This window comes from Sphingobium sp. SA916, assembly GCF_002894065.1.
GTDB lineage: Bacteria > Pseudomonadota > Alphaproteobacteria > Sphingomonadales > Sphingomonadaceae > Sphingobium > Sphingobium fuliginis.
The window spans coordinates 1-20438 of record NZ_LXYF01000045.1 but is presented as its reverse complement, the minus strand read 5'-3'; the positions used below and the strand labels follow the sequence as shown (position 1 = coordinate 20438).

Sequence of the window (20438 nt, the reverse complement as noted above, 5' to 3'; positions counted from 1 at the left end):
GTCTGAGCGATGGAAAGCGCGATCGACAGGACGGCTCGTCCTATTTTCCAACGGAATCAATGCAATGGATGGGAAACATTCAACCGCGCCGAATCGGCTCAGCGCCGGTCGACCACGGCGCTGAACATATATCCGCCGCCCCGCACCGTAACGATGGGCGCGGGCCGGCCGCCATGGCTGAGCTTGCGCCGCAGCCGGCTAACCAGCACGTCGACGCTGCGGTCTGACGACGGCGCGTCCCGCACGCCGGCCAGTTCCATCAGGCGCGGACGGGCGATCACCACCTGCGGATGGTCGAGCAACACGAGCAGCAACGAAAATTCGGCGGCGGTCAGATCGACCTGCGCGCCGTCGGGATCGAGAACTTCGCGCCGGGAGGAATCCACCACCCATCCTTCGAACCGCGCCTCGGCCGGGCGGCGCACGCCAAGGGCGCGCTCGTTGCGCCCACGGCGCAGCACCGCGCGCAGCCGGGCGGCCAGTTCGCGGGTCGAATAGGGCTTCGCCATATAATCGTCGGCGCCCAGTTCCAGCCCGACCACCCGGTCGACCTCGCTGCTGTTGGCGCCCACCAGGATGATCGGCACGTCGCTGCGGTCCCGGACGTCGCGGCACAGGTCCATGCCGTCCGGGCCACGCAGCGCGGCGTCCAGCACGACCGCTCCCACGGGCATGCTGTCCATGGCATTCCAGATTTCGTTCGCAGAGGCGGCGGCCAGGGCCCGAAACCCGCTTTCCTCCAGCGACTGGCGCACTTCATGGCGCACATCCTGCTGGGCCTCCGCGATCAATATCAGCGGTGGACTCATCCGCCGGTTACGGCGTCCTTCGCGGACAGCGCATGAATGCCGTCAAGCTCGCCCAGCAATACCGAACGGTCCCGCTGCGCCACGGCGACCGCTTCGGCGGCGCGAGCGCTGGCGTGGCGGGCGACTTCCGCCTTGATCTCGTCGCGCGCGGCAGTGCAGCCGCCGGCATGGCTGCCCGACAGCGGGGCAAAGCGATGGATCGGCTTGGCGACGGCGGCCAGCGTGCGGCCCTGCGTCGCGACGTCCCGGTTCACGACCAGTTCAGCCTGCCAGCGGCACACCGGCATGGACGGCCGGTTGGCGAAGCGCGATTCGACCTCGCGGAAGCGGACCGTCGATTCGGTCTCGTAACTCGCCTGATAGGCGTTCGAAGCATGGGTGATTTCAGCGCTGTGGATCGGCGTGGCGACGGCAAGGGCCGCCGCGCTGGATGCGAGAATGAGCAACATGGGGCCTTCTCCCTGACGACCGGACATGGTCGGTCAGGGTTTAGGCGCACTGAATGTCTCCGAAATTTGCCGAGCGTTACAAATTGTTGCTCAAGCATTTTCCGGTTGCGGCAGGCGCATGGAACATCCTCCCGGTCTTCCGATGGGAGGGCGGATCAGGCCATGCGCATCAGGGCGGGGGCATGGATCGTCCGGCCGGCGATATGATCCAGCAGCGACGCCAGCCACAGCGCATCGCTCGCCGCGCGGTGGCGATGCGGCTGGACCGAGTCGGCAAGGGCGACCGCTTCCATGATCTGCCGCTCGTCCGCGCGATGCTCGTCCAGCAGCAGCGAGACATGATCGATGAGGAAGGGCGTCGCCTGCCCCGCCGCGTCGGCCAGCGTGTCCAGCCAATATTGGTCGATCATGCTGTCGGCCACCATCCGCTGCCCCGCGCAGGCGTCGGCCAGTTCGGCCAGCACGGTTTCGACGGGCAGGCCTTCGCGCTCCACCCGGTCGCGGCTCAGGCCGTGCAGCGCCTCCGCCTCGGCCGACCAATGCCATCCGGCCCAATCGTCATGCGGCCGGATCAGCCAGCTTCGCGCCTGGCCCCTGCGGGCGATACCGACTTCGATGGGATAGGACAGGCCGTGCCGGGGCAGGCACGATGCCTCGAAATCGATCGTGATGACCGTCAAATTGCTCTCCATATTTCAAGGCCATGTCCGCCCCACTTCAGACCGGCCGGCCAGATTTTCGCTGTCGCTCACCTAAGCGGCGACTATGTCAGTCCGAAGTCAGCGGCGCGAAAAATGATGCGGACGGGCGCTTTCCGTCGACCGGCCGAAAAAGGCCCGCCCACCGGAAAATCCCGACATGGAAGCGCAGTCGCCATGCAACCTGCGGGCCTTTCACGCTTTTAACGGGGGCGCCCACCGCAGGTCGGGGGATCGGTGGCGGCGCGATCTTCGAAGGGATGCCCGACCATGAAAATTGCACAGATTGCTCCGCTTGCCGAAAGCGTGCCGCCGCGCCTCTATGGCGGTACCGAACGCATCGTGTCCTACCTGACGGAGGAACTGGTGCGTCAGGGTCATGAGGTGACGCTGTTCGCCAGTGGCGACTCCGTGACCGCGGCGGAATTGGTGCCGGTGACAGACATGGCGCTGCGGCTCAATCCCGACGTGCGCGACCCCATCCCCTATCACATGATCCTGCTGGACGCCGTGCGCCGCCGGGCCGACGAATTCGACGCGCTGCATTTCCATATCGACCTGCTGCACATGCCGCTGGTCCAGGATTTCATCGGCCGCACGGTGACGACGCTGCACGGCCGGCTGGACCTGCCCGATCTTCCCGCCTTCTACCGCGCCTTTCCCGATCACAGCCTGGTGTCGATTTCCGACCATCAGCGGCTGCCGATGCCGCCGGTGAACTGGGCAAGGACGATCCATCACGGGCTGCCCGCCGACCTGCTGCCGCCCCGCACCGGCCCCAGCGACGGCTACCTTGCCTTTCTGGGACGGATTTCGCCCGAAAAACGCCCCGACCGGGCGATCCGCATTGCCGCCCGCGCCGGACTGCCGCTGCGGATCGCGGCGAAGATCGATGCGGTGGACCGCGCCTATTGGGAGGAGGAGATCGCGCCGCTGGTCGAACGCTATCCCAATATCCACTATATCGGGGAGATCAACGAGGCGCAGAAGGCCGAATTCCTGGGCCGGGCAAGCGCCCTGCTGTTCCCCATCGACTGGCCCGAACCCTTCGGCCTGGTGATGATAGAGGCCATGGCCTGCGCCACGCCGGTCGTCGCCTTCCGCTGCGGCTCCGTCCCCGAGGTGATCGACCATGGCCAGTCGGGCTATATCGTCGAGAGCGAGGATGAAGCGGTCGCGGCGGTCCGCCGACTCCACGAACTCGACCGCGCGCAGGTGCGCGCCGCCTTTGACGCACGCTTCACGGCAGAGCGGATGGCGGCCGATTATGTTCAGCTTTATCATGATCTTCCCGGCGCGCGGACGCAGGCCGCGATGCTGCGCCGGCTACGCGGAGAAGGTTCGGAACTTCAGGTCGTGGGATAGGGCATTTTCAACTGGACCGTTTACGGTCGACAGCCCGGAAAATGCGGCATCAAAGGACAAGAGCGTTTTCACCCGTCGTGAAAACGCTCCGGCATCAGGAGAGAGGCATGACGGCAAGCCAGTTGCAGCCGGAAAACCCCAGCCCTTCGGTCCCGAACGCCGGTCACGGCGTCGATCCGGGACAGGCGCTGTCGCAGGCGCAGACGCAATTCTTCATCCCGGCGACGGCGTCGCTGCATGAGCGGCGGCCGCGAACGCTGAAACATGGGGACAGCTTCGCCGTCTTCGACCATAGCGGCGATGCGATTGCCGGTCCGGGCAGTCCGGAAGGACTCTATCATCGCGACACCCGGCATCTGTCGCATCTCTACCTCACCATCAACGACACCCGGCCGATCCTGCTGAGTTCTGGCCTTCGCGACGACAATGCGATGCTGACCTGCGACCTCACCAATCCCGATTTCCCGGGCGGGGACGGCCGGGTGGCGGTCGAACACGATCTCATCCACCTGCGCCGCACCCGTTTCCTGTGGGAAGGCGCGGTGCATGAACGGATCACGATCCGCAATTTCGACACGGAGGTCCGCACCGTGGCGGTGAATATCGGTTTCGCCGCCGATTTCGCGGACCTGTTCGAGATACGCGGCATGACCCGTCTGCGGCGCGGCGCCGTGCGGGAACCTGTGATCGGCCCAAAGTCCGTGCTGCTGGGCTATGACGGGCGCGACGACAAGCGGCGCGAAACGCTGCTGCGCTTCGATCCCGCTCCCCAGATCCTGACGGAAAGCCGCGCACGCTTCGAGGTGGCCGTGCCGCCCGGCGAGCGGCGCACGCTATATCTGCAAATCTGCTGCCAGCCGCAGGATGATGAGCCGGTGGGCGACCTGTCCAAGCATTTCCTGAAGACGCTGCGCGAATCCATGCAGGCGCTGAAGCAGGCGCGCACGCGCGGGGCGACCGTGCGCTCCTCCAACCAGCTTTTCAACGAGGTGGCCCGGCGGTCCGTGGCCGACATCACGATGTTGTCGACCGACACCGAATATGGGCCCTATCCCTATGCCGGCATTCCCTGGTTCAGCACCGTCTTCGGTCGCGACGCGATCATCACCGCGCTGGAGACGCTGTGGCTGGACCCGGCGATCAGCCGCGGCGTGCTCGGCTATCTGGCCGCGCATCAGGCAACCGAATATGACGCCGCCGCCGATGCCGAACCGGGCAAGATCCTGCATGAAGTGCGCCATGGCGAAATGGCGGAACTGGGCGAAGTCCCCTTCCGCCATTATTATGGCAGCATCGATTCGACGCCTCTGTTCGTGATGCTGGCCGGGGCCTATCTGGAAAGAACGGGCGACAGCGGCTTCATCGCCTCCATCCTGCCCCATGTCGAGGCTGCCCTGAGGTGGATAGACGAGCATGGCGACCGCGACGGCGACGGGTTCGTCGAATATGGCCGGCTGACCGACCAGGGGCTTGTCAATCAGGGATGGAAGGACAGCCATGATTCGGTCTTCCATGCCGATGGCAGCATTGCGCGCGGCCCGATCGCGCTGGCGGAGGTGCAGGCCTATGTCTATGGCGCCTGGCGGGCGGCGGAGGCGATCTTCACCGCCCTGGGCGATCCGGACAGGGCGCTGAACCACCGCGCGCGGGCGGACGATCTGCGCGATCGTTTCGACGCCGCCTTCTTCGACGCCGGGATCGGCACCTATGTGCTGGCGCTGGATGGGGATAAGAGGCCGTGCCGCGTCCGCTCCTCCAATGCCGGGCACGTGCTGTTCACCGGCCTCGCGAAGGAGGCGCGCGCCGACATGGTGGTGCACACGCTGATGGCGCCTGCCTCCTTTTCCGGCTGGGGCGTGCGGACCATCGCCTCGACGGAGGCGCGCTACAATCCGATGAGCTATCATAACGGATCGATCTGGCCGCATGACAATGCGCTGATCGCGGCGGGCTTTTCCCGCTATGGCTACCGGACGCAGGCGGCCCAGATCTTCGAGGGGCTGTTCGCGGCCGCGACCTATGTCGACCTGATGCGGCTGCCCGAACTGTTCTGCGGCTTTCCCCGGCGGCGGGCGCAGGGGCCGACATTCTATCCCGTGGCGTGCAGCCCGCAGGCCTGGTCCGCGGCGGCGCCCCTGTCGCTGATCCAGTCGAGCCTGGGCCTGACCTTCGATGTCGCGGGGGCGGAGATTGCCCTGCGCGATCCCACCCTGCCCCGCTTCATCGACGAGCTGACGCTCTACGGCCTGCGCCTCGGGGACGCGGCGGTGGACATCGCCTTCGACCGGATGGGCGACAAGGTGGTGGTGAAGCCGCTCGACCGGAAGGGGCATGCGCGCGTCGTGACCATTGCCTGACAAATGGCGCTTGGCATTGCCGCAAATGGGCTTACATCCCCGGCCATTGGCTGACAGGATGGAATGAAGCATGGCAGGGACGGCGCTGATCACCGGAGCAACCGCGGGCATAGGCGCCGCATCGGCGCGGCGTTTCGTCGCCGCCGGGTGGAAGGCGATAGTCACCGGGCGCCGCGCCGAACGGCTGGACGCGCTGGTTGAGGAACTGGGCGCGGACAGGGTGCATGCGATCAGCTTCGACATGCGCGACGAAGCCGCCATCGACGCGGCCTTGGCCGCCCTGCCTCCGGGCTTTGCCGATGTCGACCTGCTGATCAACAATGCGGGACTGGCATTGGGCACCGCGCCGGCGCAGCAGGCCGATCTCGACCAGTGGCGCCAGATGATCGACACCAATGTCACCAGCCTCGTCACCATCACCCACAAGCTGCTGCCCCGCCTGATCGAGCGCAGGGGCGCGATCATCAACATCAGCTCGGTCGCGGCGACCTATCCCTATGCGGGCGGCAACGTCTATGGCGGGACCAAGGCGTTCGTCAGCCAGTTCTCGCTGGGGCTGCGGTCGGACCTGCATGGCACGGGGGTCCGCGTGACGTCCATCGAACCGGGCATGGTCGAAACCGAATTCACCCTGGTCCGCACTGGCAGCCAGGCGGCATCGGACGCGCTCTATGGCTCCGCCAATCCGATGACGGCGGAAGATATTGCGGAAACCCTGTTCTGGGTCGCCAGCCAGCCGCCCCATCTGAACCTCAACCGCATCGAACTGATGCCGGTCACCCAGTCCTTCGCCGGCTTCCAGGTCGCTCGCGAGGGCTAGGCAGCGTGGACATGGTCATGACCTCGCCGGACTGATTGATCGGGTGGCTGCAAGACATTCCGAATTCGTCCACGCGGCCGGGAACCTATTCCCTCATCCGTCAACTTGCCCATCACGCCACGCCATTGTGACATCCCCGTCACAAAAACGTCTCCCTCCAGTCAAACACCCCACATCGCAGTGCAACATTGAACCGCTAGGGCGCCCCCCAATCCACGATTGCGGAAAAAGGGGAAGTCCACATGCATATCGCCACCGCCCTGCTGATGGCCTCGACGGCCATGGCCGCCATGCCAGCCTTCGCGCAGGAAGCCGCGCCCGTTCCGTCCGCCGCCGACGCGGCGGTCGAGGGTGCGAACATCATCGTCTTCGGCCGGGGCGAAACCCGTCAGGTTCAGGAAATCCAGGCGCAGGACATCGTCACCCTGACGCCTGGCACCAACCCGCTGAAGGCCATTGAAAAGCTGCCCAGCGTCAATTTCCAGTCGGCCGATCCCTTCGGCAACTATGAATGGTCGCAGCGCGTCACCATCCGCAGCTTCAGCCAGAACCAGCTCGGCTTCACCTTCGACGGCATTCCGCTGGGCGACATGAGTTACGGCAATCACAACGGCCTGCACATCACCCGCGCGATCAGCTCGGAAAATATCGGCAGCGTGCGCGTGTCGCAGGGCGCCGGCTCCATCGGCACCCAGGCGACCAATGCGCTGGGCGGCACGATCGAACATTTCTCCGCCGATCCAGCCGACTATCTGACCGGCGGTGCGCTGGCCGGCCAGGGCAACCTCACCTATGGCAGCGACGAAAGCTGGCGCGGCTTCGCCCGTCTGGCGCTGGGCAGCCGCGACGGCATCCGGGGCTATGTCTCCTACGCCTATGGCTCGACCGACAAATATAAGGGCAATGGCACGCAGGACCAGCATATGGGCAATGCCAAGGTCGTGATCCCTGTCGGCGATGTGACGGTCGACGGCTGGCTCAGCTATTCCGACCGGCGGGAACAGGATTATCAGGACATGTCGATGTCGATGATCCGGCGGCTGGGCTGGGATTGGGACAACACATATCCCGATTATGCCCGCGCCATCGACTATGCCAGCCGCCTGAACGATGTCGATCGGGTCAGCAACAGCGGCGGGTCGCCCTTCCCCGATGGCCGCTACGACTATAGCGGCGCGCCCGTTTCCGGCGGGCAGGTCTATCCCGGCAACGTCACCAGCGCGGACGACGCCTATTATGACGCCGCCGGCCTGCGCAAGGACTGGCTGGGCGCTCTGGGCATCGCCGCCCCACTGGGCGAGCGGGCCAGCTTCAAGCTCAAGGGCTATTATCACCACAACAAGGGCATGGGCCTGTGGGCGACGCCCTATGTCCCCAGCCCCAACGGCGTGCCGATGTCGGTCCGCACCACCGAATATGAAATGGACCGGATCGGCGTCTTCGGCAGCGTCGACTTCGCGCTGGGCATCCAGAATTTCACGGTCGGCGGCTGGTATGAGAACAACGAATTCAACCAGGCCCGCCGCTTCTACGCCTTCGCCAGCCGGACCGAGCCGGGCCTCAGCTTCCGCGACTATCCGAAGAACCCCTTCGCGACCCAGTGGGAATTCGACTTCACCACCGACACCATCCAATATCATGTCCAGGACAGGATCGACCTTGGCATGGTGAAGATCGACCTGGGCTGGAAGGGGTTCAAGGTCACGAACGAAGCCGACGCCGTGGTGCAGGCCAGCTTCCCGGAGGGCCGCATCAAGGCCGAGGACTGGTTCCAGCCCCATGCCGGTTTCGCGGTCGAACTGTCTCAAAACGCAGAGGTCTTCGGCGGCTTCACCCAGGCGACCCGCGCCTTCGCCAGCGCGACGACGACCGGTCCCTTCTCGACCAACCAGACCGGCTTCGACGCGATCAAGGGCAGGCTGAAGCCCGAAGCATCGGACACCTATGAACTGGGCCTGCGCTACCATGACGGCGTCTTCAACGGCGTGATCGGCGCCTATCTGGTCAACTTCCGCAACCGCCTTCTCGCGGTGCAGGTCGGCAGCCCCATTCAGGGCTTCGCCTCGGCGCTCCAGAATGTCGGCAATGTCCGCGCGATCGGCGTGGAAGCGGCGGGCACGCTGACGCTGGGCGGCGGTTTCAGCCTCTATGGCTCCTACAGCTACACCGACTCCACCTATCGCGACGATGTGGTGGACGACAGCGGCGCCGTCACGCCGATCAAGGGCAGGACCGTCGTCGACAGCCCCAAGCATATCGCCCGGGGCGAGATCAGCTACGACCATGAGGGCGCGTTCGGCCGGATCGGCGTCAACTACATGTCGCGCCGCTATTACACCTACACCAACGATCAATCGGTGCCGGGCCGGGTGATCGTGGACGCCAGCGTCGGCTATCATTTCAACGAGAATCTGGAATTGCAGCTCAACGCCACCAACCTGCTGGACAAGCGCTATGTCAGCACCATCGGCTCGGGCGGTTTCGGCAATAGCGGCGATGCGCAGACCCTGCTGGTCGGCGCTCCCTCGCAATTCTTCGCTACCTTGAAGGCGGGATTCTAAGGCGATGAACAAGGCCGCGCTGCTCCTCGCCGCCCTCGCCGCCCTTCCGGGCGCGGCGCTGGCGAACCCGGTCCTGCTGATCTCCATCGACGGGCTGCGTCCGGGCGACGTGCTGGAAGCGGACAGGCGCGGCCTTGCCATCCCCAATCTGCGCCGCTTCGTGAAGGAGGGGGCCTCCGCTTCGGGCGTGACGGGGGTGCTGCCCACTCTCACCTACCCCAGCCATACGACGCTGATCACCGGCGTTGCGCCCGCGCGGCACGGGATCACCGCCAATAACAGCTTCGATCCCAATGGCATCAACCAGAGCGGCTGGACCTGGTACGCCTCCGACATCCGGGTGCCGACATTGTGGGAAGCGGCGACGAAGGCCGGGCTCACCACCGGCAATGTCCATTGGCCGGTCAGCGTCGCGGCCAGCGGCGTGACCTGGAACCTGCCGCAGATCTGGCGCACCGGCCATGCCGACGACGTGAAGCTGCTGGATGCGCTGGCGACGCCGGGCCTCAGGTCGGAACTGGAACGCGCGACCGGCACGCCCTATGCCATGGGGATCGATGAAAGCCTGTCGGGCGATGAAAATCGCGGCCGCTTCGCCAACGCCCTGATCGAAAGCCACAGACCCGGTTTCCTGACCGTCTACCTGACCGCGCTGGACCATGAGCAACATGCGAAGGGTCCGGACACGGCCGAAGCGAAGACCGTGCTGGAAAAGATCGACGGCATCGTCGGCCGGATCGTCGCGGCGGAGCGCAAGGCGCATCCCGATGCGGTGATCGCGCTGGTCAGCGACCATGGCTTCCAGGCGACGCACAGCGCCGTCAACCTTTTCCGCCCCTTTATCGACGAAAAGCTGATCGTGCTGGACAAGGACGGCAAGGTCGCATCCTGGCTGGCCATGCCCTGGATTTCCGGCGGATCGGCCGCGATCATGCTGGCCCGGCCGGAGGATGAGGCACTCGCCGCGCGGGTCAGGGCGCTGCTCGACAGGCTGGCCGCCGATCCCGCCCATGGCATTGCCCATATCGCCGACCGCGAACGGATCGCCCGCATGGGCGGCAATCCGCAGGCGGCCTTCTACGTCGATCTCCAGCCCGGCTTCGTGACCGACATCTTCCGCGGCCCCGCCGCGCCCCTGGTGGCGCCCGTCCCGATCAGGGGCATGCATGGCTATTTTCCGGGACCGGCCAATCTGCAATCGACCTTCCTGCTGATGGGCGAAGGCGTACCCGCCGGGCGGAAGCTGGGACAGATCGACATGCGGGCCATCGCCCCCACCCTGGCGCGGATCATGGGCGCCAGTCTGCCCGATGCCGAAAAGCCGGCGATCGATCTGCGCCCCTGACCCGGCGGCGATGGCGGATGAGTCCTTAGTCTGATCCTCAGGGTCAGACCGCCGCCTCGAACCCCCGCATCAGCGCGATGGCGGAGTTGCGGAAGCGGGGGTCGCTGGTCACCTCGTCCCCGACCCAGTCCGGCAGGTCGAAGCGTTCGTCAATCGACCGCATCTCGACCTCCGCCAGGACCAGCCCTTCCGCCGCCCCGGCAAAGACGTCGACTTCCCAGACCTTGCCATCATGCGGCACGCGATAGCGGGTCTTCCTGATCAGCGTATCGACGCAGAGCCGGTCGAGCATGTCCTCCGCATCCGCCGCGGGTATCGCATATTCGAACTCGTCCCGGACCAGGCCCGCCCGCGCACTCTTGACGGTAAGCCAGGCCCCGTCCGCCGACAGGCGCACCCGCACGCTGGCATGGCCGTCATGCGCGACATAACCCTGCCGCAAGTCCCGCCCCGCGTCCGCCATCGCCCGCCATTCATCGCTCACGACCAGGAATTTCCGTTCGATCTCGACTGCCATGAACGCTCCGACGAAGGATCGCCAGCGGCCGGCGAACTGATCCATGTTTAGCGCATGTCGGACATGAACGGGAGTCGGTTCGTCGCGATTGAGCAATGACTCTTCCCGCACCGGCCGGCATGGAAGGGCGGCCGCCCCATGCGGTCATAGGTTGATCCGGCGCGCTTTCTCCTACATTCTAAGGCACGCTGCGTAAAATCGGGGGCAGGTTGCGCGCTCCCGGTCTCCGTTGCCGCATCCTTTCAGGCAGAAACCCCTTTCCCACTTTTCTGCACGATGCTCCAGGACGGAACGGCAGCATATAGGCTGTATCGACAGCCAGCCCTGACAGGAGAAAAGCCATGCGCGTGATGGTGCTCGTAAAGGCCACTGAGGACAGCGAACGAGGTTTCGTCGCGACTCCGGAGACTCAGGCGGCGATGGAAGCCATGGGCCGGTTCAACGAAGAACTGGCGGAGGCCGGCATCCTGCTCGCCGCCGACGGCCTGACGCCCTCTTCCCAAGGCAAGCGGATCGCCTTCAACGGTCCGAACCGGACGGTCATCGACGGCCCTTTCGCACAGGCCCGCGAACTGGTCGCCGGCTTCTGGCTGTGGGAAGTCAAGGACATGGAAGAGGCCGTCGCCTGGGCGAAGCGCTGCCCCAACCCCATGCCGGGGCCGAGCGAGATCGAAATCCGGCCGGTTTACGACCTGGCCGATCTTTCCTGAGATGCCGGGGGGCAACAGGTCAAGGATTCGACGGGAAGGGCGCATATCCCCTCCCCCCGCGCCAGGGGCCCGTGGCAGGGAGCGGTTCGAAGCTGCCGGGCCCTAACCGCGATGACGGATTGGCGGAACCTCTTCGCCTGTTTTCAATATCCAGGATCGGTCCAGATCGCGGACCGAGCGGCATCCCATCAAAATGAGCGTGCGATGCAAATCCGATCGCAACAGCTCGATGATCTCCCCAACACCCTTTTCTCCAGCCACCGCCAAACCGTAAAGATAGGGGCGGCCCAGGAAGACGCCGGTCGCGCCAAGGCACAGGGCCGTCACAATATCCGCCGCCCGCCTTACCCCGCCATCCAGATAGATTTCGGCCCGACCGCCGATCCTGTCGGAAATGGCCGGCAATGCATCGATCGACGCCATGGCCCGATCGAGCTGACGCCCGCCATGGTTGGACACGACAATGCCATCGGCGCCGACAAGATCGATCGCCTTTTCCGCGTCATCGGCGTCCAGAATGCCCTTGATGTAGAAGCGTCCCCGCCACTGGTCCCGCATCCATCGCAGGTCGTCCCAGCCCAGATCCTGCTGCATGGCGCGCCAAGCCTGCCTTGCCCCAGCCGCCCCGTCGAACCGCAACCTTTCTGCCTCGACATAATGAACCGGCACATTGCGGCGATGCAGCAGCGCGTTCGCCATCCATCGGGGCCGGCGCGCGATGTCCAGAATGCGCGCGGGTGTAAGAACCGTAGGCATGCCTATTCCGGCTCGGCGCTCGCCTTCGCGATTTCCCGGCACGGGCACGTCGACGGTGACGATCAGGGCGCCATAGCCCGCATCGCTCGCGCGCCGCATCAACCAGGACGCCACCGGCCGGTCGGCAAAGGGATAGAGCTGAAACCAGTGGTTGCTCTTCGTGGCCTGCGCGACCTCCTCGATCGAATAGCAGGACGCCGTGCTCAGCGCCAGTCGGGTGCCCGCCGCCTCCGCGGCGCGCGCGGCTGCGACATCCCCGCTCCAATGCGAGGCGCCGGCCAGCCCGGTCGGCGCCAGCGCGACCGGAAGGCTGACGTCGACGCCGCACATGATCGTGCCCAAGGACGGCGCCGCCTGTCCTGTCAGACAGCGCTGCCGCAATTTCCAGCGGGTGAAGGCGGCCTCATTGTCGAGCCGCGTCAGATGATCTCCCGCACCGCTTTCCACATATGTCCAGATCATGTCGGGAAGGATGCGGCGCGCCCGCTTCCGGTAATCCTCTATGTTCTGCAGCGCGCTGAAATCCCGCCAAGCATATCGAAACGCCATTGAATCTCCAAATCTGCGCCTGACCGCATCGTCCCCATGCCCGCGCCGGAAGGCCGCCGGGCCGACCTGCCCGGCCTTATCCGGCGGCAGGAAAAACCTTGCCGGGGTTCAGCAGGTTCAGCGGGTCGAGAGCCTGTTTGAGCGACCGCATCAGCGCGATTTCCTCCCGGGAGCGCGATCGATCGAGAAATTCCAGCTTCGCCTGCCCGATGCCATGTTCGGCGGCTATCGAACCGCGATATTGACGGATAGCGTCATAGACCAGGCATTCGGTCGCATGCATGACCTGCGGATCATGCAAGGCGGGGTGGCTCACGATCAGATGCATGTTGCCGTCGCCGCCATGTCCATAGTGCAGGACCACGGCGCCCGGCAGCATCTCGCCCATTTTCGCATCGGTCTGTTTGATGAACCGGTCCATATCGAGCAGCGAAAGACTGATGTCGAAGCCCGCAAAAGGGGAGAGGGCCGCCAGCGGTTCGAGCAGATCTTCCCGCAAGGCCCAGATATTCTGCCTTTCACGCTCCGACTGGGCAATGACGACATCATGGACGAGCCCGCCGTCGAATATGGCCGACAGGACTTCCTCGAACACCTGCCGATCGCGCTCCGGGTGAGAACCCAGCGCTTCGACTATCGCATATAGTCGATATTCCGGCGACATGGGCAAGGGACGGCGGGCCGATTGCGCCTGGCCGATGACGTTGAAAAAATCCCTCCACATCAGTTCGAAGCTGGACAGCCGCCCGTCCAGATCCCGTTGCAACCGGCGAAGCAGCCGGCTTGCCTGCTCGACCGTATCGAACGCCAACAGGGCGGTCTGCGCCGTCGTGGGAAGCGGCCGCAGCCGCAGGACCGCCTGGGTGACGATGGCCAGCGTGCCCTCGCTGCCGATGAAAAGATGCTTCCAGTCATAGCCGGCATTGTCCTTCAGCACCTTGCCCAATCTCGACACCACCGTGCCATCGGCAAGGACCGCTTCCAGCCCCAGCACCATATCGCGCATCATGCCCCAGCGCAGGGTTCTGAGGCCGCCCGCATTGGTCGCTATGTTGCCGCCGATCGTCGCGCTGCCGCGCGATCCGATGTCCAGCGGCATCAGCAGGCCCTTGCCGGCGGCTGCCTCCTGCAGGGACTGGAGAGTGACGCCGGCTTCGGCGGTGATGGTCATGGCATCCTCGTCGATCTCAAGGACCCTGTTCATCCGTTCGAGCGACAGGATGATGCCGCCATCCGTGCAGGCCGTGCCGCCGACGCCCCCTGTCCCGCCGCCCAGAACGGTGACCGCGATGCGTGCCTTGCGCGCCGCCTCCATCACCCGCGCCACCTCCCCCGCGCTTCCCGGGCGGACGACGCAGGATGGAGAGCAGGTGTAGAGGCCAAGCAGGTCCGTTCGATAGCGCTGGTCGATTTCATCCCCGGCAAAGCAATGGGCCCTGCCGACGATGGATCGAAGTTCTTCCCTATGATCCATCACGAGAACTGGCTTCCTTTCAGCGAATATTTCCCTGGACTGCGCCAGGGGCGGCTTCCGGGAACTTGCCCCGCAAGCCGCCTCGACCTCAAAAGTTCGCGCCCAGCGTGACGCCATAGGTGCGGGGTGCGGCGGCCGCATATTTGGCGCCGGCCGTCGACCCGGTCGTGGCGATGGTGTAATATTTCTCGCCCGTCAGGTTGTTCGCCCACAACCGCACGTTGAAAGTGCCGCCCGGCGCGGTCCACTGGACCGATCCATTGACGATGTCCGTCCTGGGCTGGCGCGTCAGCGGACTGCTGAAGACGTCATATTCATAATTGCCGCCATGCGCCCAGGATGCCGACAGGTCGAAATCCCCAAGGTCGGTCGGCAGCGTATAGAGAAGCTGAAGATTGCTGGAGAAGGGCGGAGCCTGGATCAGCCTGTTGCCCGATACGTCGCAGCTTCGTTGCGTCGCCGGGGCGGAACCCTGGACCGCGGGATAGGGATTGGGTCCACTACATCTGGCGGGATCATAGGGTGTGGGCGCGTTCGGCGGCAGCAGGAAGAAGGAAGGGGCATTCCGGAAATCCTTGTACCGCCCGTCCAGCAATCCGATGGAGGCGCTGACCGTCAGATTGCGGACCGGGATCGCGGATATTTCGAAGTCGATCCCCTTGATGGTGGCCTTGCTCGCATTGGTGAGGGTCGTTCCCGTCGGCAGGACGATCTGCACCTGAAGGTCTGAATATTCATAGAGGAAGGCTTCAGCATTCACGCGCAGGCGGCGATTGAGGAATTCGGACTTGAAACCTATCGTATAGGCATCCAGCGTCTCGGGATTTACCGGCGGAGGCAGAGTGGTCGTGCCCGCGACGATGCCGGTAAAATTATATATGCCCGATTTGAAGCCCCGATTATACGCAATATAGCCCATGAGATCGTCGGAGAAATGATGATCGATCGAAGCCCGGCCGGTCACGCTGTTGAATGTCTTTGCATCCTCGAACGGGCCGAATGTGACAGCCGCGCCCGTGGCGGGCAGCAATCGGGCAACGGCATCGAGCGACCGGCGGTCCGAAGTATAGCGCAAGCCCAGCGTCAGGTTGGTCCTCGGCAGGATTTCCGTTGTCACCTGCCCGAAGCCGGCGATCGAATTGGTCCGCTGAACCGCGTCGGTATGCGATTTGGAGGTGCCGAACGCCTGCCCCTCATAGGTCGCGTCCATGAAGGACCGGTCATGCAGGTAGAAGGCGCCCAAAATCCATTTGACCGCAGAACCTTCGGGCGAGAGCAGTTGCACCTCCTGCGTGAACGTGCGCCCGCCCATGGCGAATTCGCGCGTCTGGAAGAAGGGGCTGGGCGATCCGTCGCTGTCGCTGACCACGGGATCGACGACGGTCTTGCTGAACGCGCTTATCAGCACGAGCCGCGCAGATCCGAAATCATGCGTCAACTTGCCGCTCAGGGACCGGGTGGTCGACTTTTGCACGGTGTCGAGATTGGACATTACGTCGTAGAATCCCAGCCCCGCCGCATCCGCGCTGTAACCGTCCCGCGTAAAGGTTCCTGCAATCGAGCGCCCCGGCTGCCCCTGATCGGAACTGCGCCGGTCATAGCTGCCCGCGACCAGCAGCGACGTCTCTTCGCCCATGTTCCAGAGCAGCTTGGCGCGCCCTCCCCAGCCCGACATGCTGTTGGCTTCGTTCCCTGTCGTGCCGTTGACGCCCCAGCCCTTGCGCTGGTCGATGCCCTGCAGGGCGAAATTGATCGCGACGGTGTCGGTAAGACCGGTCGATCCATAGAGCTGGCCAGAGATCGTGTCGTAATTTCCATAGCTGGCGGTCGCGCTGGCGGAGGGGTCGAAGCTTGGGTCTCTGGTGCGGATGTGGATCACGCCGCCCGTCGCATTCCGCCCGAACAAGGTGCCCTGAGGGCCCTTGAGAACCTCGATCGAGCTGATCGAATTGAGCTGGAAGACACCAGCCGAACCGGTCGGCAGATAAACGTCGTCCACGAACAGCGCCACCGCAGGCTCATTGCCGATGGCGACCGAATTGGTGCCCACCCCGCGAAGAAACGGCGTAAGGCCCCAGGCGGAGTGGTTCAGTTGCAGGCCGGGAACCATCTGAGCGATCACGTCCGGCTGGGTGATGCCCAGCTTGATCGCCTGTTCCGACGTGATGGCCGTTACCGAGATCGGGACGTTCTGCAGATTTTCCGACCGGCGTTGCGCCGTGACGACGATGTCGGCCAGGCTTGCACCCTCTTGCCCCGCCTCGGTCGTCCCCTGCGCCATGGCCGGCATGGCGATCAGGCTGGCGCAGACCAATATTGTCCGGTGGATCGTCCTTTTTGTCATGATACCTCCCCTTGTTGATATTCGTCGCGGGCAAGGCCGCGTCTTTTTCGGTGCGTCTATCCGGGTTTAGCCTCGATGGATGCGGCAGCCGCCGCGGCCGCCTGAAGCGCGAACATCCGATCCATGCCGAAGATCGCCAGCTTTGCTCCGGCATCGCGGGCATGCCGGACCTGCCGGGCGGTGGCGCACACGGCGATGCCGGCAATGGCTGCATCGCGCGCCGCGCGGCAGATCCGGTCCATCGCGGCGGCATGCGCCGGCGACCCCACCGGATGGCCGATCGACACGGCAAGGTCGAACGGTCCCATGCACAGGCCGTCGATGCCCGGAACAGCGGCGATCTGCTCCACCATGTCCAGTCCGGCCAGGGTCTCGATCTGAACGATCGCGGCCAGATGATCATTTGCCTGTTCCAGATATGGCTGCAGCGAAGCCCCATAATCGCATGCGCGGACTGCCCCAGCGCCCCGCGCGCCGTCCGGCGGGAAACGGACTTCAGCGACGATCCTTTCGGCCTGGGCGACGCTTTCCACGCGCGGCACGATGACGCCCGCCGCCACCAGGTCCAGGGCTCTGCCGATGTCCGGACCGATCGCCGCCACACGGACCAGCGCGGGCAGACCGGCGACGTCGGCGGCGCGGATCAGCGCCTCAAGCTCCGCAATGCCGAACGCGGCATGTTCGGCGTCGAGCACCAGCGCATCGAAGCCGATGCCACCCAGGGATTCGACGAGCGAGGGAGCAGGCAGGGAGATGAACATGCCGATCAGACCGCCCTGCCTCAATCGATCGCGCATGCGGTGCAGCCTCATGGGATCGAACGCCGGTCCACCGGGTCGGCCATTCGGCCGGCAAAGGTGGAACACAGGGCCGCGAGGAAGGCGGGCATGGCCAGCAGGATGAGCACCAGCCTGAATTCGCCGGTCATATCCTTTGAAATGCCGACGGCGACCGGCGCCACGAAACCGGCAAGATTGCCGAAAGAATTGGTGAGCGCACCCGCTGCTGCGGCTGCCGCGCCAAAGACATGGACCCGCGGAATGGCCCAATAGGATGCGGACGCCATCGAACTCAGCGCAACGCCCAGCGACAGCAGCCACAACCCGGAAAGCGCGCTGTCGTCAAGGAGCAGCGCGCCGGCGATCGTGATCGCTCCCGACGCCAAGCAGGGCAGGATGGCGTGCCAGTAACGCTCGTTGGTCGAAGCTGAATGCCAGGCCCAGAGCGGCGTGAGCAGTGCCGCAAGCACCCATGGCACCGTGCTGAACAACCCGGACTCGAGCGTCGACATGCCGGTCGACCGGATGATCTGGGGGAACCAGAAGATGATGGCCTGGCTGCTCAGCCCTATGCAGAAATATTGCAGGCTGAGCAGGAGCACCTGGGGATGCGTCAATGCGTCCCGCCAGGACCCGGCCTGACGATGGGCGCCGTCCGCCATCAGCCGGGCGGACAGGGCCTTTTTCTGATCGTCGGAAAGCCAGGGCACGTCGTCGATGCGCTCGGGCAGCGATTTCAGCACCAGAATGGCGACGAGAAACGCCGGCGCGCCTTCGATGATGAACAGCCAACGCCAATCCACCGCCATCAGGAGACCCGTGGTCAGCGGCGCGCCAATCGCCAGCGACGCTGGCATCATCGCGATCATCAGCCCCATGACCTTCGACATTGCGCGCCGGTCGAACCATTGCGCGAGATAATAGACGATGGCAGGCACGAACCCCGCTTCAGCAATGCCCAGGGCCAGACGAACCGCATAGAAGCTTCCGGCATCGGATATGAACCCGGTGGCAATCGCGATAAGGCCCCAGGCGACCAGCAGGGCCGCGATCCACCGGCGCGCGCCTATTCGGGCGAGCAGCAGGTTGGCGGGTACGCCGGCGAAGAAGAAGCCGATGTAGAAGAGGCCCGCCCCCATCCCGTAAGCCGATGCCGACAGGCCGATATCCGCGCGCATGTTGAGGGCGGCGATGCCCACATTGGTGCGATCGACGATATTCACGAAAACGCACAGCGCCAGCGTAGGTAGAATATGCCGCGCCGCGAGATCGACCGGAGATTTCTCCAACTCGCCCCTCCTGTTTATATTTGTACGCATGCATATCTTATCAACTGTAGACTGTCGACAGTTTTTTGCTTTTTTCAAATGCTGAAAAGAGGAAGTCCGAAACCCCCAAAAATATCATTTTTTCAATCGATTACTCTCAAAGAGCGCAGATTCCGCGCCGGGCGCCCCGTCGCACGCCGGAAAAGCATAGCTGAGGGATTCAGCCATATTTCCTCGATTCGATATGCAAGCATATGACATGACAATGATCCGTCCATTGTCAGGCGAAGGCCTGGCTTGCCGTTCGACCTTGAACAGGACAAGGACCTTATCTTACAGCCAGCACCTCAATGTGAGACGATCGGATGGAAAATCGTCATAAAGGCGGTGGAACGGCAATGGCGCGCGCGAGCACTGATGACATGAATTTCACCGCGGTTCGAACCAGCTCGATCGTCAGCGAGGTATATGCCCAGATCAGGGAAAAGCTGCTGTCAGGGGAATTCCTCGCCGGGCAACCGTTGCGGGAGTCCGTGCTCGCGACGAGGATGGCCGTCAGCCGCGCCCCCGTGCGCGAAGCGCTTCGGTTGCTCGAACAATCCGGACTGATCGTGAAGGCGCATAATCGATCCTATGTCGTTGCTCCGTCCGCGCCGGGCGACATGCCCGAACTGGCCGCGCTTCGGGCGGCTGACGAGATATTGGCCATTCGCATCCTCGTGCAGCGCAAGACCGATCTCGGTCCGCTAGCCGCCGTGGTGGATGGAATGCGGGCGGCGCAGGCCAATTCCGATGTGGAAACCATCTCCGCGCTGGACATCGAATTCCATATGACGCTGGTCCGGCTCACCGGACTTCCGCGATTGATCTCACGCTACGACCAACTGAGAGATCAAATTCGGTTCGCCATGCTCTCGGTCGAGGATTTGCACGGCCGTGTCTTGCAGGACCAGGCGGTCATGCATGAGGAATTGCTGACGGCATTGCTGAACGCCCAGCAAAGCGGCCGCGCCGCCGACCTTCTGCGCCTGTGGGAAGAACATGTCTTCTTTTCCATGAACCCGGCAGATCACATCATTCCCTTGCACGATGACGACCCGACCTGAGCGCCGGATCGAACAAAGGGCATCGAACGCCATGGGAAACCTATCTCCTCCGCCGCGTTCCTTCATCACGAAGGAGACCTGTCATGTTGAGGACTTTGGCATTGCTCGGCGTCGCGGCCTTGGCCGGGCGGCAACTCTTGAAAGGCGGACGCCCAACCTGGTCCACGCCCGTTACAGGAAACCGGGATTCAGCAGCGGAGCATGATGAACAGACCGCGGCGCATCGGCAACAGGCCGACACCCCCGGCGAAGTGGGACATCGCCCGGTCGATCTGGAAGGTCCCGAACATCCCGACGGATCGCAACGCGCGGACGAACATTACCGGCCCGACATTCATGCAACGGTCGCTCCGGAGGACAAGGAAAGCCTGCGTCCCGTCACCCTGAAATCGGCGCGAGGCCCAACTGACGCCTAGAGCCAATCGACATTCAGAAGATGACGAGCCGAGCCGAAGGCCACCGAAGGTAAAATGGTGGTTTTCCGTGACCCGGAGCGCAGCCTACTCAAAGTAGGTGAGCACCGGAAGCACG

At 64.3% G+C, this 20438-nt stretch carries 17 protein-coding genes; 8 read left to right on the top strand and 9 right to left on the bottom strand.

All coding sequences use genetic code 11. The features are described 5' to 3' along the window. Window positions 1–98: 98 nt before the first annotated feature. The 3 genes from A8G00_RS14470 to A8G00_RS14460 all read right to left on the bottom strand — a co-directional run bounded on the left by A8G00_RS14470 (window position 99) and on the right by A8G00_RS14460 (window position 1938). Complete coding sequence (locus tag A8G00_RS14470) at window positions 99–809, bottom strand: response regulator transcription factor (RefSeq protein ID WP_025550376.1); 711 nt, start codon at window positions 807–809, stop codon at window positions 99–101. Then, window positions 806–1258 carry a hypothetical protein gene (locus tag A8G00_RS14465; protein ID WP_103000994.1) on the bottom strand — a complete coding sequence of 151 codons (453 nt, stop codon included), beginning with the start codon at window positions 1256–1258 and terminating at the stop codon, window positions 806–808. Before A8G00_RS14465 ends, A8G00_RS14470 begins: the two co-directional genes overlap by 4 nt. Window positions 1259–1413: 155 nt before the next feature. Then, window positions 1414–1938 (bottom strand): hypothetical protein, encoded by a 525-nt coding sequence (locus A8G00_RS14460; RefSeq protein WP_253258000.1) that lies wholly within the window; start codon window positions 1936–1938, stop codon window positions 1414–1416. A gap of 288 nt (window positions 1939–2226) precedes the next feature. Here A8G00_RS14460 and A8G00_RS14455 point away from each other — a divergent pair, with 288 nt between their 5' ends. The 5 genes from A8G00_RS14455 (at window position 2227) to A8G00_RS14435 (ending at window position 10404) form a co-directional block, all read left to right on the top strand. Then, window positions 2227–3321 carry a glycosyltransferase family 4 protein gene (locus A8G00_RS14455; protein ID WP_025550370.1) on the top strand — a complete coding sequence of 365 codons (1095 nt, stop codon included), beginning with the start codon at window positions 2227–2229 and terminating at the stop codon, window positions 3319–3321. A gap of 107 nt (window positions 3322–3428) precedes the next feature. After that, window positions 3429–5678 (top strand): amylo-alpha-1,6-glucosidase, encoded by a 2250-nt coding sequence (locus tag A8G00_RS14450; protein WP_103000993.1) that lies wholly within the window; start codon window positions 3429–3431, stop codon window positions 5676–5678. A 70-nt stretch (window positions 5679–5748) separates the two neighbouring features. After that, a complete protein-coding gene (locus tag A8G00_RS14445; RefSeq protein ID WP_025550367.1) occupies window positions 5749–6498 on the top strand; it encodes an SDR family NAD(P)-dependent oxidoreductase in 750 nt (249 codons plus the stop codon). Between the two features lie 242 nt (window positions 6499–6740). After that, entirely contained in the window at window positions 6741–9059 is a 2319-nt protein-coding gene (locus tag A8G00_RS14440; RefSeq protein WP_103000992.1) for a TonB-dependent receptor, read from the top strand. A gap of 4 nt (window positions 9060–9063) precedes the next feature. Then, window positions 9064–10404: an alkaline phosphatase family protein gene (locus A8G00_RS14435; RefSeq protein ID WP_103000991.1), complete on the top strand. Its 1341-nt coding sequence runs from the start codon at window positions 9064–9066 to the stop codon at window positions 10402–10404. 43 nt (window positions 10405–10447) lie between these two features. Here A8G00_RS14435 and A8G00_RS14430 read toward each other — a convergent pair whose 3' ends face one another. Continuing rightward, on the bottom strand, window positions 10448–10966 hold the full coding sequence (locus A8G00_RS14430; protein WP_226869811.1) for a CYTH domain-containing protein: 519 nt from the start codon (window positions 10964–10966) through the stop codon (window positions 10448–10450). Between the two features lie 296 nt (window positions 10967–11262). On the opposite strand from A8G00_RS14430, the gene A8G00_RS14425 reads away from it, so the two are divergent. Then, on the top strand, window positions 11263–11631 hold the full coding sequence (locus A8G00_RS14425) for a YciI family protein (RefSeq protein ID WP_103000990.1): 369 nt from the start codon (window positions 11263–11265) through the stop codon (window positions 11629–11631). Between the two features lie 102 nt (window positions 11632–11733). Here the strand turns inward: A8G00_RS14425 and A8G00_RS14420 are convergent, their stop codons facing one another. The 5 genes from A8G00_RS14420 to A8G00_RS14400 all read right to left on the bottom strand — a co-directional run bounded on the left by A8G00_RS14420 (window position 11734) and on the right by A8G00_RS14400 (window position 18822). Next, window positions 11734–12936 carry an alpha-hydroxy acid oxidase gene (locus A8G00_RS14420; protein WP_103000989.1) on the bottom strand — a complete coding sequence of 401 codons (1203 nt, stop codon included), beginning with the start codon at window positions 12934–12936 and terminating at the stop codon, window positions 11734–11736. A gap of 76 nt (window positions 12937–13012) precedes the next feature. Continuing rightward, complete coding sequence (locus A8G00_RS14415) at window positions 13013–14410, bottom strand: FAD-binding oxidoreductase (RefSeq protein ID WP_172451862.1); 1398 nt, start codon at window positions 14408–14410, stop codon at window positions 13013–13015. 88 nt (window positions 14411–14498) lie between these two features. Further along, entirely contained in the window at window positions 14499–16754 is a 2256-nt protein-coding gene (locus tag A8G00_RS14410; RefSeq protein WP_103000987.1) for a TonB-dependent receptor, read from the bottom strand. A 56-nt stretch (window positions 16755–16810) separates the two neighbouring features. Then, window positions 16811–17551 (bottom strand): HpcH/HpaI aldolase/citrate lyase family protein, encoded by a 741-nt coding sequence (locus A8G00_RS14405; RefSeq protein WP_172451861.1) that lies wholly within the window; start codon window positions 17549–17551, stop codon window positions 16811–16813. Window positions 17552–17562: 11 nt separating this feature from the next. Continuing rightward, a complete protein-coding gene (locus A8G00_RS14400; RefSeq protein WP_172451860.1) occupies window positions 17563–18822 on the bottom strand; it encodes an MFS transporter in 1260 nt (419 codons plus the stop codon). Window positions 18823–19223: 401 nt separating this feature from the next. Between A8G00_RS14400 and A8G00_RS14395 the strand changes: the two genes are divergently transcribed. Both A8G00_RS14395 and A8G00_RS24810 read left to right on the top strand, forming a co-directional pair. Next, window positions 19224–19907, top strand: coding sequence for a GntR family transcriptional regulator (locus tag A8G00_RS14395; protein WP_158501015.1), 684 nt, complete (start codon window positions 19224–19226; stop codon window positions 19905–19907). An 83-nt stretch (window positions 19908–19990) separates the two neighbouring features. Then, on the top strand, window positions 19991–20323 hold the full coding sequence (locus tag A8G00_RS24810) for a hypothetical protein (protein ID WP_146032596.1): 333 nt from the start codon (window positions 19991–19993) through the stop codon (window positions 20321–20323). Window positions 20324–20438: the final 115 nt, after the last annotated feature.